14 protein-coding genes are annotated in these 13,232 nt (G+C 60.5%); 2 read left to right on the plus strand and 12 right to left on the minus strand.

The window, feature by feature from the left end; all coding sequences use genetic code 11:
• Window positions 1–3: 3 nt before the first annotated feature.
• The 11 genes from VFG26_RS10285 to coxB form a co-directional block, all read right to left on the minus strand.
• Window positions 4–612 carry a GNAT family protein gene (locus tag VFG26_RS10285; protein WP_325024922.1) on the minus strand — a complete coding sequence of 203 codons (609 nt, stop codon included), beginning with the start codon at window positions 610–612 and terminating at the stop codon, window positions 4–6.
• A 6-nt stretch (window positions 613–618) separates the two neighbouring features.
• Window positions 619–1,920 carry a pitrilysin family protein gene (locus VFG26_RS10290; RefSeq protein WP_325024924.1) on the minus strand — a complete coding sequence of 434 codons (1,302 nt, stop codon included), beginning with the start codon at window positions 1,918–1,920 and terminating at the stop codon, window positions 619–621.
• A gap of 3 nt (window positions 1,921–1,923) precedes the next feature.
• Window positions 1,924–3,318 carry a threonine synthase gene (gene thrC, locus VFG26_RS10295; protein ID WP_325024926.1) on the minus strand — a complete coding sequence of 465 codons (1,395 nt, stop codon included), beginning with the start codon at window positions 3,316–3,318 and terminating at the stop codon, window positions 1,924–1,926.
• 85 nt (window positions 3,319–3,403) lie between these two features.
• Window positions 3,404–4,198 carry an SURF1 family protein gene (locus tag VFG26_RS10300; protein WP_325024928.1) on the minus strand — a complete coding sequence of 265 codons (795 nt, stop codon included), beginning with the start codon at window positions 4,196–4,198 and terminating at the stop codon, window positions 3,404–3,406.
• A gap of 2 nt (window positions 4,199–4,200) precedes the next feature.
• The gene (locus tag VFG26_RS10305) at window positions 4,201–4,575 is read right to left on the minus strand and encodes a DUF983 domain-containing protein (RefSeq protein ID WP_325024930.1); all 375 of its coding nucleotides are present in this window, start codon (window positions 4,573–4,575) and stop codon (window positions 4,201–4,203) included.
• 146 nt (window positions 4,576–4,721) lie between these two features.
• On the minus strand, window positions 4,722–5,660 hold the full coding sequence (locus tag VFG26_RS10310; RefSeq protein ID WP_325024932.1) for a cytochrome c oxidase subunit 3: 939 nt from the start codon (window positions 5,658–5,660) through the stop codon (window positions 4,722–4,724).
• A gap of 123 nt (window positions 5,661–5,783) precedes the next feature.
• On the minus strand, window positions 5,784–6,404 hold the full coding sequence (locus tag VFG26_RS10315; protein WP_325024934.1) for a cytochrome c oxidase assembly protein: 621 nt from the start codon (window positions 6,402–6,404) through the stop codon (window positions 5,784–5,786).
• Window positions 6,405–6,406: 2 nt separating this feature from the next.
• On the minus strand, window positions 6,407–6,571 hold the full coding sequence (locus VFG26_RS10320; RefSeq protein ID WP_325024936.1) for a protein CoxF: 165 nt from the start codon (window positions 6,569–6,571) through the stop codon (window positions 6,407–6,409).
• A 7-nt stretch (window positions 6,572–6,578) separates the two neighbouring features.
• On the minus strand, window positions 6,579–7,502 hold the full coding sequence (locus tag VFG26_RS10325) for a heme o synthase (protein ID WP_325024938.1): 924 nt from the start codon (window positions 7,500–7,502) through the stop codon (window positions 6,579–6,581).
• 84 nt (window positions 7,503–7,586) lie between these two features.
• Window positions 7,587–9,212: a cytochrome c oxidase subunit I gene (gene ctaD, locus VFG26_RS10330; RefSeq protein WP_325024940.1), complete on the minus strand. Its 1,626-nt coding sequence runs from the start codon at window positions 9,210–9,212 to the stop codon at window positions 7,587–7,589.
• A gap of 83 nt (window positions 9,213–9,295) precedes the next feature.
• Complete coding sequence (coxB, locus tag VFG26_RS10335; protein WP_325024941.1) at window positions 9,296–10,285, minus strand: cytochrome c oxidase subunit II; 990 nt, start codon at window positions 10,283–10,285, stop codon at window positions 9,296–9,298.
• A 515-nt stretch (window positions 10,286–10,800) separates the two neighbouring features.
• Between coxB and VFG26_RS10340 the strand changes: the two genes are divergently transcribed.
• The gene (locus VFG26_RS10340) at window positions 10,801–11,280 is read left to right on the plus strand and encodes an invasion associated locus B family protein (RefSeq protein WP_325025075.1); all 480 of its coding nucleotides are present in this window, start codon (window positions 10,801–10,803) and stop codon (window positions 11,278–11,280) included.
• A 63-nt stretch (window positions 11,281–11,343) separates the two neighbouring features.
• Here VFG26_RS10340 and VFG26_RS10345 read toward each other — a convergent pair whose 3' ends face one another.
• Window positions 11,344–11,766: a hypothetical protein gene (locus VFG26_RS10345; RefSeq protein WP_325024943.1), complete on the minus strand. Its 423-nt coding sequence runs from the start codon at window positions 11,764–11,766 to the stop codon at window positions 11,344–11,346.
• 409 nt (window positions 11,767–12,175) lie between these two features.
• On the opposite strand from VFG26_RS10345, the gene bcsS reads away from it, so the two are divergent.
• On the plus strand, window positions 12,176–13,018 hold the full coding sequence (gene bcsS / locus VFG26_RS10350) for a cellulose biosynthesis protein BcsS (protein ID WP_325024945.1): 843 nt from the start codon (window positions 12,176–12,178) through the stop codon (window positions 13,016–13,018).
• Window positions 13,019–13,232: the final 214 nt, after the last annotated feature.

Genomic DNA, 13,232 nt, shown 5'->3' on the forward strand with positions numbered 1-13,232 from the left:
CCATCAGCGCCCCCGCTCCGACCCGCTTTGGATCGGCCCATCAGCGAGCCGCGCATAAAGCAGATGATCTTCCCATCGCCCGTTGATCTTGAGATAAGCGCGGGCAAGCCCCTCACGGTGGAAGCCTGCGTGTTCGAGCACACGCATGGACGCGAAGTTCGACAGCATGATCGCGGCCTCGATGCGATGGAGCCGCAGCGCGTTGAAGGCCATTGGCAGGATCATGCCGACGGCCTCGCGCATGTGGCCACGGCCAGAGTACTTGGCGCCCATCCAGTAGCCAAGGGAAGCGGTCTGCGCTGAGCCGCGGCGAACATTGGATAGCGTTATGCCGCCGATCAATGCGCCCGTCGCATTTTCGAAAATGAAATACGGGTACGAGACGTCGTTGTGAACGTCCTTCGCATAGGCGCGCAGGCGGCGGCGGAACATGGTACGGGATAGATCGTCTTGCGCCCAGCTCGGCTCCCAAGGCGTGAGGTGCGCGCGGCTGGCGGCTCTCAACTCTGCCCATTCCGCGTAATCGCCGGCAATGGGCTGCCGCAACGTCAGCGCCGGACCGTGGACGATCTCGAAATCTTCATCGGGACGGATGGTCCGGAGAAAAGCCACTCTGTCTCACCTCGTTCCTTCGGCGGTGGGCATCCGCGTTCCCCGCGGGCTGAACCTGCTCGCGATCCGCGAGGCCTGCCCGCTGGATTTCCGGCCCGAACCGATAACGGCAACGGACGGCGTTTCGTGCGCCAACATCTCTGCAAACGACTTGATGCGATCGCTATCGACTGCATCGACTTCATGGATGAGTTCGGCGACAGGAATGAGGCGCCCTTGCGCAAGCAACTGGCGCGCCATCTGTTCCGCATTCACCGCAGAACTCTCGAGCGCCATTAGCAAGCCGGCCTTCAGCTGTGCCTTCGAACGCTGCAATTCGGCGTCGGTGGGGCCGGTTTCAGCGATTTCTTCCAGCTGCTGGACGACGACGTCGGCGAGTTCGCCAACCATTTCGGGTCCAGTCGCGGCGTGCACCGAAAGCATTCCGGTATCCCTCAGTCCCCAAATCGAAGAGTCGATCGAGTAGCAAAGACCCCGATCCTCTCTGATCTCCTGAAACAACCGCGACGACATTCCGCCGCCGAACAACCCCGAAAAAACCTGCGCCGTGTAGAACGCCGGGTCCAAATACGAGGGCGACGGCAAACCGATCAAAACGTGACTTTGCTCGAAGGGCTTACTCGACGCAGCAAAGCCGCCCCGATACTGCGCGGCTGAATCAACTCCCCGTGTCCTCCGAGTGAGCCCGCCGAATAGGGCCTCAACGTGGCGAACAACGTCTTTGTGCTGAACTGCACCGGCCGCTGAAACCACAATCGCCTCAGGCGTGTAGTGCTCATCGAGATAGGATCGGAGGTCAGCCTCCGTAAATCGGCTGACGCTGGCTTTGGTGCCCAGGATCGGCCGCCCCAACGATTGGCCAGGGAACGCCACGCCCTGCATCAGGTCGAAGGCCATGTCGTCGGGGTTATCGTCGGAGGCTGCAATTTCCTGCTGGATGACCACGCGCTCGCGGTCGAGATCGTCAGCCGCAAATTTCGAATTGAGCAGAATGTCAGCGATGAGGCCCAAAGCTACGGGCTCATCGCCCTTCAGCACACGGGCGTAATAGGCCGTGATATCGAGCCCGGTCGAAGCGTTGAGTTCGCCCCCCACACCCTCGATTTCGTCGGCGATCTGGCGAGCCGAACGCGTGTTCGTCCCCTTGAACGCCATGTGCTCGAGGAAATGCGCCAATCCGTGCTGATCTTCACGCTCGTGGCGCGCGCCGACAGAAACCCAGACGCCGAGTGAGACCGTCTCGAGAGACGGCATCCGGTGCGTGACGATCCGAAGTCCGTTCGCGAGCGTGGTGAGTTCGGTCGCCATGGCCTACACTCCCGAGGCGACGCGGCTGCGATCGCTTACGAACTCCTGGATCGCTCTCAAATCATTGGGCAGGACGGCAAACTGTTCCTCGTCCGTCATCAGGTGTTCGAACCCCTGCGGCAGCGCCGGGTTCTGGCCTGTGATCGCCTTTATTGCATCGGGGAACTTCGCGGGATGGGCTGTCGCGAGCACCACGGTTTCGCCCTTGCCTACCCGTTCGGCGGCGACAAGCGCGCAGGCCGTATGCGGATCGGCGAGATATCCGGTCTCGGCCTGCGTTTTGCGAATGCAATCGGCGACGTCGGATTCCGAAGCCGCAACCGCTGCAAAATCGTTTTTCAGCACCGGCCAAAGGCTTGCTAGTTCGAAGCCACCATTCGCTGACAGAGAGTTCATGAGACCGCGTACGACGGCTGCGTCGCGTCCTGAAGCCTCGAAAAGATAGCGCTCGAAATTCGAGGAAACCTGGATGTCCATCGACGGCGACGTCGTCGGCACGACGCCTTTCATGGCGTAGGCGCCGGTTGCGACCGCGCGCGGAAGAATATCGTTCTCGTTCGAGGCGATGATCAGCTTGTCGATCGGCAAACCCATGCGCTTGGCGACGTAGCCTGCGAAAATGTCACCGAAGTTGCCGGTGGGCACGGCGAACGACAGCGGTCCCTTCGCGTTGCCCAGCCGCGAGGCGACATAGAAGTAATACGTCACCTGCGCGACGATGCGCGCCCAGTTGATGGAATTGACGCCCGACAGCTCGACCCGATCACGGAAGGCGTGGTCGTTGAACATGCCTTTGACGAGCGCCTGGCAGTCGTCGAACGTGCCGCGAACGGCCACCGCGTGAACGTTCTTTTCCTTCGGCGTCGTCATCATGCGCCGCTGCACATCGGAGACGCGGCCCTCGGGGAAGAGGATCACGACGTCGACGCGCTTTGACGATCTGAACGCTTCGATGGCGGCGCCGCCGGTATCACCAGAGGTCGCGCCGACGATCGTCGCCCGCTTGCCGCGCTTGGCGAGCACGTAATCCATCAGGCGCGCCAGAAGTTGCATCGCCACGTCCTTGAACGCCAGCGTCGGCCCGTGGAAGAGCTCCAGGATCGTCAGGCCGGGCTTCAAGGCGTGCAGCGGCGTGACGTCGGGGGTGTTGAACGTGGAGTAGGCCTCTTTAGCCATGCGGCTGAGGTCGTCGCGGCTGACGTCGTCCCCCGTGAAGGGGCTGATAACCTCGACGGCGATCTCGTCGAACGGCTTATCGGCAAACGATGCGATGGTCTCGGGCGAGAGCGTCGGCCAGCTCTCGGGGACATAGAGACCGCCGTCTCGCGCCAAACCAGCGAGGAGGATCTCCTCGAAACCAAGCTTTTCGGCTTCCCCGCGCGTTGAGATGTATTTCAAATCTGCTCTCTTTGCCTGATCCTGCCGCCGAGCGTATTTGGACCGGTGCCGGTGAACAACCAAGCTCCGCCCGACCGAGCCCGAATCATTCTTCCCTAGGTTGTAATCTCTTGGTGCTGGCGTCCTCAAGTCGCTGCCGTGCGAACACGGCGAAGACGACGATGAGCGTCGCGGCGAGCCCATACCATGTAACGACGTACTGGAGGTGGTTGTTCGGAATGTTGATCTCGGTCGTGCCGCCTTTCGGCCAGCCGCCGGGATTTTGAACGGTGGCGTCAGCGTCGAGCGCGAACGGGGCGAACGCCTGGCTCTTCTCCGCGTTGAACTGCAGGGGCGTAGGCGGGCCCTGTGGCCCCCATTGCATGGCATCGAGATCTCGCCAGTACCAGCGGTTGCCGGCGAAGTCATTCTCGGGCGAAAACCAAGTCTTGGCCTGCGGGAGACGTACCAGGCCGGTGATCGTCACCGGGCCGGTAACCTGACCTTCCGCGCGGTTGGCCGGGTCCTTCAACTCGGCGGGGACCCAACCGCGGTTGACGAAGATGGGCGGCAGGCCGCCTTCCGGAATGAGCAGCGTGTAGATGTGCCAGCCCTGTGAGCCGGTCGTGGGGGCGTAGACATGGCGCTCGCGGCTATGATCGAACGTTCCGGTGACGCGCATGTGCTTGTATTCGACGTCGCCCGATTTGACGTATTCCGACAGCACAGCCGGGTAGGATTGCGGCTCAGCCGTCCGCCTTTCGTCGATCTTGGCGATCAGCGAATCTTTCCACGCCATCCGGTGCCACTGCCAGTTACCGAGCCCGATGAGGATCGGCAGCATGACCAGCGTCAGGATGGTTGGGACGACCAGACCTGCGGCGCGCCAGCGCGCGAACATCGTTACTCCTTGGAGAGACGGCCTTCCTCGGCCTTGTGCTTGTATTGCAATGCGATCAAGCCCGCTTTGAGGAAGCGCAACAGGAAAACCGCGACGAGTGGCGTCAAGATCCCCCACAGCAGTACATGCATCCACCACGGCACGCCGAGCTTGAATTCGACGAAGAGTGCGCCTCCGACGCAGACAAAGCCTAGGATGAAGATCGCAAAAACCGCCGGCCCGTCGCCCGTGTCGATGAACTTGTAATCAAGGCCGCAGACTTCGCAGGCGTTGCGCATGTTCAAGACGTTGACGAACAGCGGGCCCTTGCCGCAGCGCGGACACCGGCACGTCAATGCAGCTCTGAGTGGCGAAATGGTCCCGGGTTCATCGACCACAGCAATCTCGATTTCTGAGGCTCAAGTTCAGCAGAACCTCGCTCGGCTAAACCTGCGGCGCAACCCCGAACAGTGCCGCGCCTGAAGTAGAAAGAGGCGGCTTTCGGGCCGCCTCTCAGATCGTTTTAGCTCAAAGCCTACGGCTCTCAGTGAGCGCCGCCAGCGGCCGGACCTGCGCCCCACACGTAAATGCAGGCGAAGAGGAACAGCCAGACGACGTCGACGAAGTGCCAGTACCAAGCGGCCGCCTCGAAGCCGAAATGCTGCTGCGGCGTGAAGGCTCCGCGGATAGCCCGGATCAAGCAGACGAGCAGGAAGATGGTACCGATGATCACGTGCCAGCCGTGGAAGCCGGTCGCCATGAAGAAGGTCGCACCGTAGCTGTGGCCAGCGAAGCTGAACGCGGCGTGGCTGTACTCGACGGCCTGGAGGGCCGTGAAGGTCATGCCGAGCACGACGGTCAGCGCGAGGCCGATGATCAGGCCGCGGCGATCGTTCTTGAGAAGCGCGTGATGCGCCCAGGTTACCGTGCAGCCCGAGAGCAACAGGATCAGCGTGTTGACGAGCGGGAGGCCCCAGGGGTTGAATGTGTGCTGGAAGTAGCCCGGGACCGTGGCCGCCGTCGGATCAACGGCTGCCGGGGGCCAATGGCCGCCGAAGAGCTGATCACGAGCAACGAGGCCGACCGTCTGACCAGGGTTGTTCAGGAGTTCGTGGACGCCCGCGGGAAAGAGAGCGACGTCGAAATAGGCCCAGAACCAGGCAACGAAGAACATCACTTCGGACGCGATGAACAGGATCATGCCGTAGCGCAGGTGCAGCTGGACGACCGGCGTCTGATAGCCCTGATTGGCTTCGCGGATGACGTCGAGCCACCAGGCCCACGCGGAAGCCACGACCGCGGCGGCGCCAACCCAGAAGAGCCAAGAACCGTGGACGCCGAGGACGCCCTCACCATCGGCATGGGTGCGCATCCACGCGATCGCGCCGATCGCCATGACGAGCGCCGACAGCGAGGACGCAATCGGCCAAGGGCTCGGATTTACGAGATGATAATCATGATGCTTCGCGTGGGTATCAGCCATTTCCGTCTCCGTCCCCTTCAGGCTCTGGCCCGTTCTTGCTTAGATCGAAAGTTCAATTCGGCGGTTCTTATCGCCTTGTCTCGCTTCCAAATCCTTTCTTGGCTTTCTTCAATCTGCACTCTTTCAGCCCCCCGTTTTCGGCTGCGGCGGCGCAGCCGCGGCAGTCGTCGCCTTCGGCTCGGACGGGTAGAAAGAATACGACAGCGTCAACTCTGACAGCGATGCGGTGGATTTATCTTCGACGAGCTTGGGGTCGAGGAAGAACGTCACCGGCATTTCTACCGTCTGGTTGGGTTGAAGCGTCTGCTCCGTAAAGCAGAAGCATTCGATTTTGTTGAAGTAGGAGCCGAAGGCTTCGGGCGTGACGTTGAAGATCGCGTGGCCCTTCACCGGCTTATCGGAATTGTTCGTTGCCCGGTAGAAGGCGAGCGTCGTCTCGCCGACCTTCACGTCCATCTTCGCGACGTCCGGCTTGAAGGTCCAGGGAAGGCCCGGGGCAACGTTGGAATCGAAGCGAACCGTCACGACGCGGTCGATCGCGGAGCTTGTATTGCTGTCAGCACGCTGCGTGGTGCCGCCATAGCCGGTCGCCTTGCAGAACATCGTGTAGAGGGTGGGCGAGGCAGCGGTAATCGCGCCCATGACGCCGAGCGCGGCAAGGCAGCCAATCACGGCCCGCCGGTTGTTGCGGCCGGCCTTGGCGGCGTCTTGATTATCCTGCTGCACGGTCTCGCCCTTCTCCATCGCTACATCTGCCCTCTTACGGCGTTGGCACCGAGGTGAACGAAGGTCGCGACGTAGAATGCCACAACCATGAAGCCAAGCGTCAACGCGATGGCGATCGAACGGCGGCGCCGGATTTTCTCCGCGGCCGGATCGAGACGTTGGTGGGTATTGGGATCGTTGGTCAAAGGAGCCTCACGCAAAAAAACGATGGAATATTGCTTCGCTGAAAAGAACGGCAAACAGCACGTACAAATATAGGATCGAGAACCAGAAGAGCTGGCGCGCCGCCTTATCGGCCTCGCGGCCTTCGGTCGTGAAGTAGACGCGAACAGCGAGTGCCAGGAATACGGCGCCGAGCACCACAGAGCTGACGAGGTACGTCAAGCCGCCAAGGCCCGTGAAGTACGGCACAACAGCGAGCGGCACGAGCGCGATCGAGTAGAGAAGGATCTGCTTACGCGTCTCGGCGAGACCAGCCACGACCGGCAGCATCGGCACGCCGACGCGCTCGTAATCCCGGCAACGATAGAGAGACAGCGCCCAGAAGTGCGGCGGGGTCCACATGAAGATGATGAGGAACAGCAAGATGCTATCGAGGCTGATGCTGCCCGTGACAGCGGCCCAGCCGACCATCGGAGGGAACGCACCTGCGGCACCGCCGATGACGATGTTGTAGGGCGTCCGCCGCTTCAGCCACATCGTGTAGACGAAGAGGTAGAAAGCGATCGTCACGGCGAGCAGCGCGCCCGCGGTCCAGTTGACGAGCACGCCGAGCGTCAAAACAGAGCAGACGCTCAAGACTCCGCCGAAATTCAGGGCTTCGTCGCCGGTGACGCGACCGCGCGGCAAAGGACGAGCGGCAGTGCGCGCCATGCGGGCATCGATGTCGGCGTCATACCACATGTTAAGGGCGCCCGAGGCGCCCGCTCCAATGGCGATGGAGATGATGGCGATGAAGCCAAGAATGGGATTGATAGGTCCGGGCGCGGCGAGCATCGCAGCCAGCGCCGTGAAAACGACGAGCGTCATGACCCGCGGCTTCATCAGCTGAATGAAATCGCTAACGCTGGGTTCCAGCGTCAGGTCAGCTTGGCCAACTTCACTTTGAATGCTCATATCGCGGGTGCCGTCAAAAATTTCTGTTGCAATAATTCTGGGAGGCGGCGGGGCAATGGCTTGCCCCGCCGCTTACCCATTTCGTCAGTGATGCTCCGTCGCAGCGATGCGCGGCAGCGTTTCGTACGAGTGGAACGGAGGCGGTGAAGACAGCGTCCATTCCAGTGTCGTTGCTCCAGCGCCCCACGGGTTGCCAGCCGCCTTCTCCTTGCGGATGAAGTAGGCGTAGAACATCGCGAAGAGGAACACGACAACGCCAGCCGTCGTGATGTAGGAGCCGATCGACGAGACGCGGTTCCAGAACGTGAACGCTTCCGGATAGTCAGCGTAGTGGCGCTGCATGCCCGACAGTCCAAGGAAATGCTGCGGGAAGAAGAGCACGTTGGCGCCGATGAAGGTCAGCCAGAAGTGAAGCTTACCGAGCGTCTCATTGTACATGTAGCCCGACATTTTCGGGAACCAGTAGTACCAGCCCGCGAAGATCGAGAACACGGCGCCGAGCGACAGCACGTAGTGGAAGTGCGCTACGACGTAATAGGTGTTGTGCAGCGAGCGGTCGACGCCCGCGTTGGAGCACATAACGCCCGTCACGCCACCGATCGTGAAGAGGAAGATGAAGCCCAGCGCCCAAAGCATGGGAACGCGGAACTGCAGCGAGCCACCCCACATCGTCGCGATCCACGAGAACACCTTGATGCCAGTCGGCACCGCGATGACCATCGTCGCGAACATGAAGTAGGCCTGCGTGTCTACACTGATACCGGCCGTGTACATGTGGTGCGCCCACACGACGAAGCCGACGAGACCGATGGCAACCATCGCGTACGCCATGCCGAGGTAGCCGAAGATCGGCTTGCGCGAGAACGTCGACACGATGTGGCTGATCATGCCGAAGCCCGGCAGGATGAGAATGTAGACTTCGGGGTGGCCGAAGAACCAGAAAAGATGCGCGTAGAGCAGCGGATCGCCACCGCCTGCGGGGTCAAAGAAGGTGGTCCCGAAGTTACGGTCCGTCAGCAGCATCGTGATGGCGCCGGCCAGAACGGGCAGCGACAGAAGCAGCAGGAACGCTGTGACGAGCACCGACCAGGCAAAGAGCGGCATCTTGTGCAGCGTCATGCCAGGAGCGCGCATGTTGAAGATGGTGGTGATGAAGTTGATCGCGCCAAGGATCGAGGAGGCACCGGCAAGGTGAAGCGCCAGGATGCCGAAGTCGACCGCGGGTCCCGGATGGCCGATGCGCTCCGAAAGGGGAGCAACAAGAATCCAACCCGTGCCGACACCGTCCGTGTCAGCGGCGCCCGGAACGAACATCGAGATGAGCAACAGCGTGAAAGCTGCAGGCAGCAGCCAGAACGAGATGTTGTTCATGCGCGGGAACGCCATGTCCGGCGCGCCGATCATCAAAGGCACAAACCAGTTGCCGAAGCCGCCGATCATGGCCGGCATGACCATGAAGAAGACCATGATCAGACCGTGGCCCGTAACGAAGACGTTATAGATGCCTTCGTTGGCGAAGTATTGGAGGCCCGGCTCCTGAAGCTCCATTCGCATCACGACCGATAGGAACAGGCCGATGATGCCTGCGAACATCGCGAAGAGCAGATAGAGGGTGCCGATGTCTTTATGGTTCGTCGAATAGAACCATCGTTTGAAGAACGGCGGGGCGTGGTCGTGCCCCTCGTCCGTTGCGTATGCGGTGCTTCCCATTTCGTAGAGCCCTTGTCCCGGTAGTTTTGTCCGAACTTTTTTTCTTGAGCGTCAGATTTGTCGAGCTAGCGCCCGGCAGTTCTTCACTGCCGTTCCTGCGCCTGAGCTACCGACCCGAAGTCAACTTTGCTCGCAGTGTCCTCGTTGAGGATCTGCTGGGCCTTCTTCTTGTCCTTGGCCTTGATCGCCGCAATCCATGCATCATAGACCGGCTGGTCCACAACACGAATGGTGATCGGCATGGCTGAATGAAGCTTGCCGCATAGCACGGCGCACTGACCGTGATAGGAGCCGACCTTCGTGGCCTTGAACCAGACGGCCGAAACGCGACCGGGAACGGCCTGCATCTTTACGCCGAAGGACGGGATCGTCCACGAGTGAATGACGTCGTTGGACGTGACCAGAACGTCGACAACCTTATTGACAGGAACAGCAACCTCTTGATCGACGGTCAAGCGGCGAAGCTTCTTTTCCTCGTTCCACAGCGGAAGCGAAGCTTTGTAGAGGGCGTTGTGGAGTTCTGCACCCTGCAGCGAGCCGAACTGTTGATCGTAGGCCTCGTCGCCGATCTTGGCGCGGATGATGTCCTCGTCGTTCACCATGTTCGACGTGATGGTGAAGCCATCGTCGACGTATTCATGCTCCCAGAACCAAGCGTTGCCGGTCGCCTTGATGGTCAGGTCGGGCTTGGGGAAAGCGTACTGGTCGAAGAGGAGATGGAAGGAGGGAATAGAAATGCCGACGAGGATCAGGATCGGGAGGATCGTCCAAGCAACCTCAAGCATGGTGTTATGCGAGGTTCTGGAGGGGGTCGGGTTCCGCTTCTCGTTGAAGCGGTACATTACGTAGACCATCAACACGAGAACGAAGAGAACGATGACCGTGATGATCGTGTTGATCAGGTGAAACAGGTCGAAGATCTGCCCCATATTGTCGGTCGCAGGGAGCTGCAGACCAAGCTCGCCAGGGGTCGGCTGACCAAGGCCGGCCATGGCAGGAGAAAGCCCGCCGAGGGCAATCGCCAAACACGCGGCTGCCAGTACGGCAACCGCGCCACACATCCTATTCGACATTCCTTCGCTCCCAATTTGTCGGTTCAGATCCCCCTGTACCGACAGCCTCCCAGCTACTTTTTCCTGACACCCCGGGCCGGCGTGTCATTTTCCGTTTGTTTGTTGCCCGGCTTTCGACCGAGATCGCCCCGCAGTCGCTGCGGACGTATGCCTCATCGATTTGTTAAGGCGGGTCGATAAAGAGCACAATCCGTTCGTCGCTCTCAAGTCAAGCTTTCTGCGTCATTTCTTCGCGAAACCACTGTACCGGATTGGCAAATCCATACTCCAATACTGTGGGTGGCGTCAGCCTCCGCGACAGAATTCGGCCGGATTCCTAGACGACGAAGCGCGCTCTTCTCAGCTGCTTTTACCACTGGGCTTCGCCCGCGAAAGCAAGGACCATCTTTTTGTCACCGCAAAAAACGGGCTTCTGGAGCCGCCGCCTTCCGCTCACGCGTTTGAACAAAGTTGTTGCCATCTCAAAGAAGAGCAGCAAGGGGGCGCAGCTGCTCGTGCTTCTCGCAGTTGCACAAATGGCGGCGATACTGGTGACGGCCTCCCCGGCTTTCGCGGTCGATGCGCCGGAGGGAACGGTAAAGTCGCAGCATGGCGATTGGCAGGTCGTCTGCAAGGACCCGCCCGCTGGATCCAAAAATCCGGTCTGCGCCCTCGTCCAGAGCGTCACGGCTGAGGACAAGAACAACATCGGCCTGACGGTCTACTTCCAGAAGTTTTCGAATGGGACCCGAGTGCTCAGGGTTTTCGCGCCGCTCGGCGTGCTGCTGCCCCCCGGGCTCGGCCTCAAGATTGATGACAAGGATGTCGGGCATGCGCCGTTCCTGCGCTGCCATAGCTTCGCGTGCTATGCGCAGGTGGTGGTCGAGGATCCTCTGGTCGAGCAGCTGAAGACGGGCAAGACGGCCATCTTCATTATCTTCCAGACTGAGGAAGCGGGCATCGGCATTCCGATCTCGCTCAAAGGCTTCGGCGACGCTTTGAGCGAACTCAAATGATAAAGGCCGATCGGCTGGTTAAGCCCATCGGCCCTGAAGTTGTATCGGAGCGTTGAGGCCCCTTTAGGCGACCCTGCGCTCGGCGCCTTCGCCTGGGGTTTGACGATCGAGCAGGATCAGGCCGTCTCTATTCTGCCTCGGCGGCATCGGTAGGACCGTCGGCGAAACGGCCTCGGCCGCCTTCTCCACCGCCGCTGCCACGCGCGGGACGCTCTCCATATAATGGCCGGCAATCGTCGCCCAGAGTTCGGCATGGGCGGCATAGACGTCCGCGGGAGCCGCCGGCTGCATCACACGATGTGCCCAATGCACGAATGCCCGGGCCTGGCGTGCATGCAAACTTGCGACCTCAAGTTGCGTCCGCCCTGCTGCCTTGAGGAAAGGCTGCCAGAAGAGTGAGGTCGTGTCCGCCATTTCAAAGGCTTGCTGATAGAAATCATAGTACAGGGAAGTATTCGCCGCTCGCGCGACTGCCTCATAAGCCATTGCTGCGTCCTCCCAGACACAAAATATGCTGGGGCCCTCTAGGCCCGTTCTTTATGCTTGTGCGCGGTTAGTTCTACCTTGCGCTAATTGTTGGTCAGTATCACGACAGCCCAGTGGCGACCGTTCACAGATGCGTGCTTCGCTGATCAAATTCGACGTCCGATTATTCCAACTCAGGCCGTCTGCATTGCCCGCCGCGGCTCCGGGTGGTCGATTCCCCCTTCGGCCAAATCAAACTGGCCTAAGGCATGCTGCACAACCTTGGTTATATACTTCTTAATTTCACGTACTTCTGATTGTGAGCAGAAGTATTTTCTGAGTTCATCTTGCGTTCACTTGACGATGTTCAGCGCGCCACGCGTTATGTTCACATTGGTTAATAGGTGTTCTGTAGAAGTGTTTGCGTTGCATGTTGCATGCTGTGGGAAGCCGGGGTTGGGGCTTTTTCCGCGTGATCGCCCTGACGGGCAGCGCGGCGGCGCAGTCGCTTCTGGCGCATCCCTTACAAGCCCAATCCAGCGAACCGCCCGCGCAATACGGCTGGCGAGAAGCATATGGCGGCTTCGACGCCGCACGCGATCAGTGGCTGGCATATTCAGGGATGACGTTCGCGCTCCGGAGCCCCGACATCTACAGCAACGGATGGCGACTTCGTCTCGGCGGCGGGTACGGCCGGTACGGTTACGACAGCGTCGCCCCACACGCGAACTGCGGCATCGCCGTACTCAATGACATTTGCGGTGAAGATGGGCGGGCGCCGCAGCACTTCGAGGTCGCGCACTCATATGCCGAGGCGCTTCTTGGATATTACCTTCAGCTCGGCCGTCTGACGGCCAAAGCGTTCGCAGGTGCATCGATGTCAACTGAACGGCATCTCACGCGCGATCCCAACGGCGAAGACGACGGAACGCAAGTCGGCATCAAGGGCGCTTTGGAGCTTTGGCTCACCGTCGATACTCATTCCTGGACGTCGCTCGACCTCAGTTATTCGACGGCGCGCGATGAATCTTCTGCCCGGTGGAGATCGGGCTGGCGCGTGTCACCCGCGTTCTCGATCGGACCTGAGCTTCGCTACGACAAGAATATCGAAACGGGCGAGAACGCTTGGAACGGGCGCGCCGGTCTCTTCACCCGTTATGAATGGACGGGCGGCGAGCTGTCGGTGGCTGGAGGCGGAATATGGCGCGTCGATGAGTGGTCAGCCGCCTCTGCGTCGGCTTACGGAAACATCAATGTGCTCTTCCAATATTGAGTGCGATGGCGATAATCGATCGACAAGGGCGGCTCGGGATTCGGGAGGGATGAACATGGGAAAGGCTCGCGGGAAGACTTTGGCTCTCGCGCTTTCGTTGCTTTTCCTCGCTTCGTTCTCAAGTCAGGTTTCCGCAGTCAGCTGCGCGTCCTCGCCCGTCGTCGCGCGCGGTGAAGAGGCTCGCTACACTTGGCTTGCAAAGACGAAGGCGCGC

It is taken from the genome of Hyphomicrobium sp. (genome assembly GCF_035687085.1).
Lineage (GTDB): Bacteria > Pseudomonadota > Alphaproteobacteria > Rhizobiales > Hyphomicrobiaceae > Hyphomicrobium_B.

Coding starts and splice junctions, on each gene's coding strand:
- VFG26_RS10290 (WP_325024924.1), bottom strand. CDS start 1,920: ATGGCGACCGAACTCACCACGCTCGCGAACGGACTTCGGATCGTCACG.
- VFG26_RS10300 (WP_325024928.1), bottom strand. CDS start 4,198: ATGTTCGCGCGCTGGCGCGCCGCAGGTCTGGTCGTCCCAACCATCCTG.
- VFG26_RS10310 (WP_325024932.1), bottom strand. CDS start 5,660: ATGGCTGATACCCACGCGAAGCATCATGATTATCATCTCGTAAATCCG.
- VFG26_RS10315 (WP_325024934.1), bottom strand. CDS start 6,404: ATGGAGAAGGGCGAGACCGTGCAGCAGGATAATCAAGACGCCGCCAAG.
- VFG26_RS10325 (WP_325024938.1), bottom strand. CDS start 7,502: ATGAGCATTCAAAGTGAAGTTGGCCAAGCTGACCTGACGCTGGAACCC.
- ctaD (WP_325024940.1), bottom strand. CDS start 9,212: ATGGGAAGCACCGCATACGCAACGGACGAGGGGCACGACCACGCCCCG.
- coxB (WP_325024941.1), bottom strand. CDS start 10,285: ATGTCGAATAGGATGTGTGGCGCGGTTGCCGTACTGGCAGCCGCGTGT.
- VFG26_RS10340 (WP_325025075.1), top strand. CDS start 10,801: ATGGCGGCGATACTGGTGACGGCCTCCCCGGCTTTCGCGGTCGATGCG.
- VFG26_RS10345 (WP_325024943.1), bottom strand. CDS start 11,766: ATGGCTTATGAGGCAGTCGCGCGAGCGGCGAATACTTCCCTGTACTAT.
- bcsS (WP_325024945.1), top strand. CDS start 12,176: ATGTTGCATGCTGTGGGAAGCCGGGGTTGGGGCTTTTTCCGCGTGATC.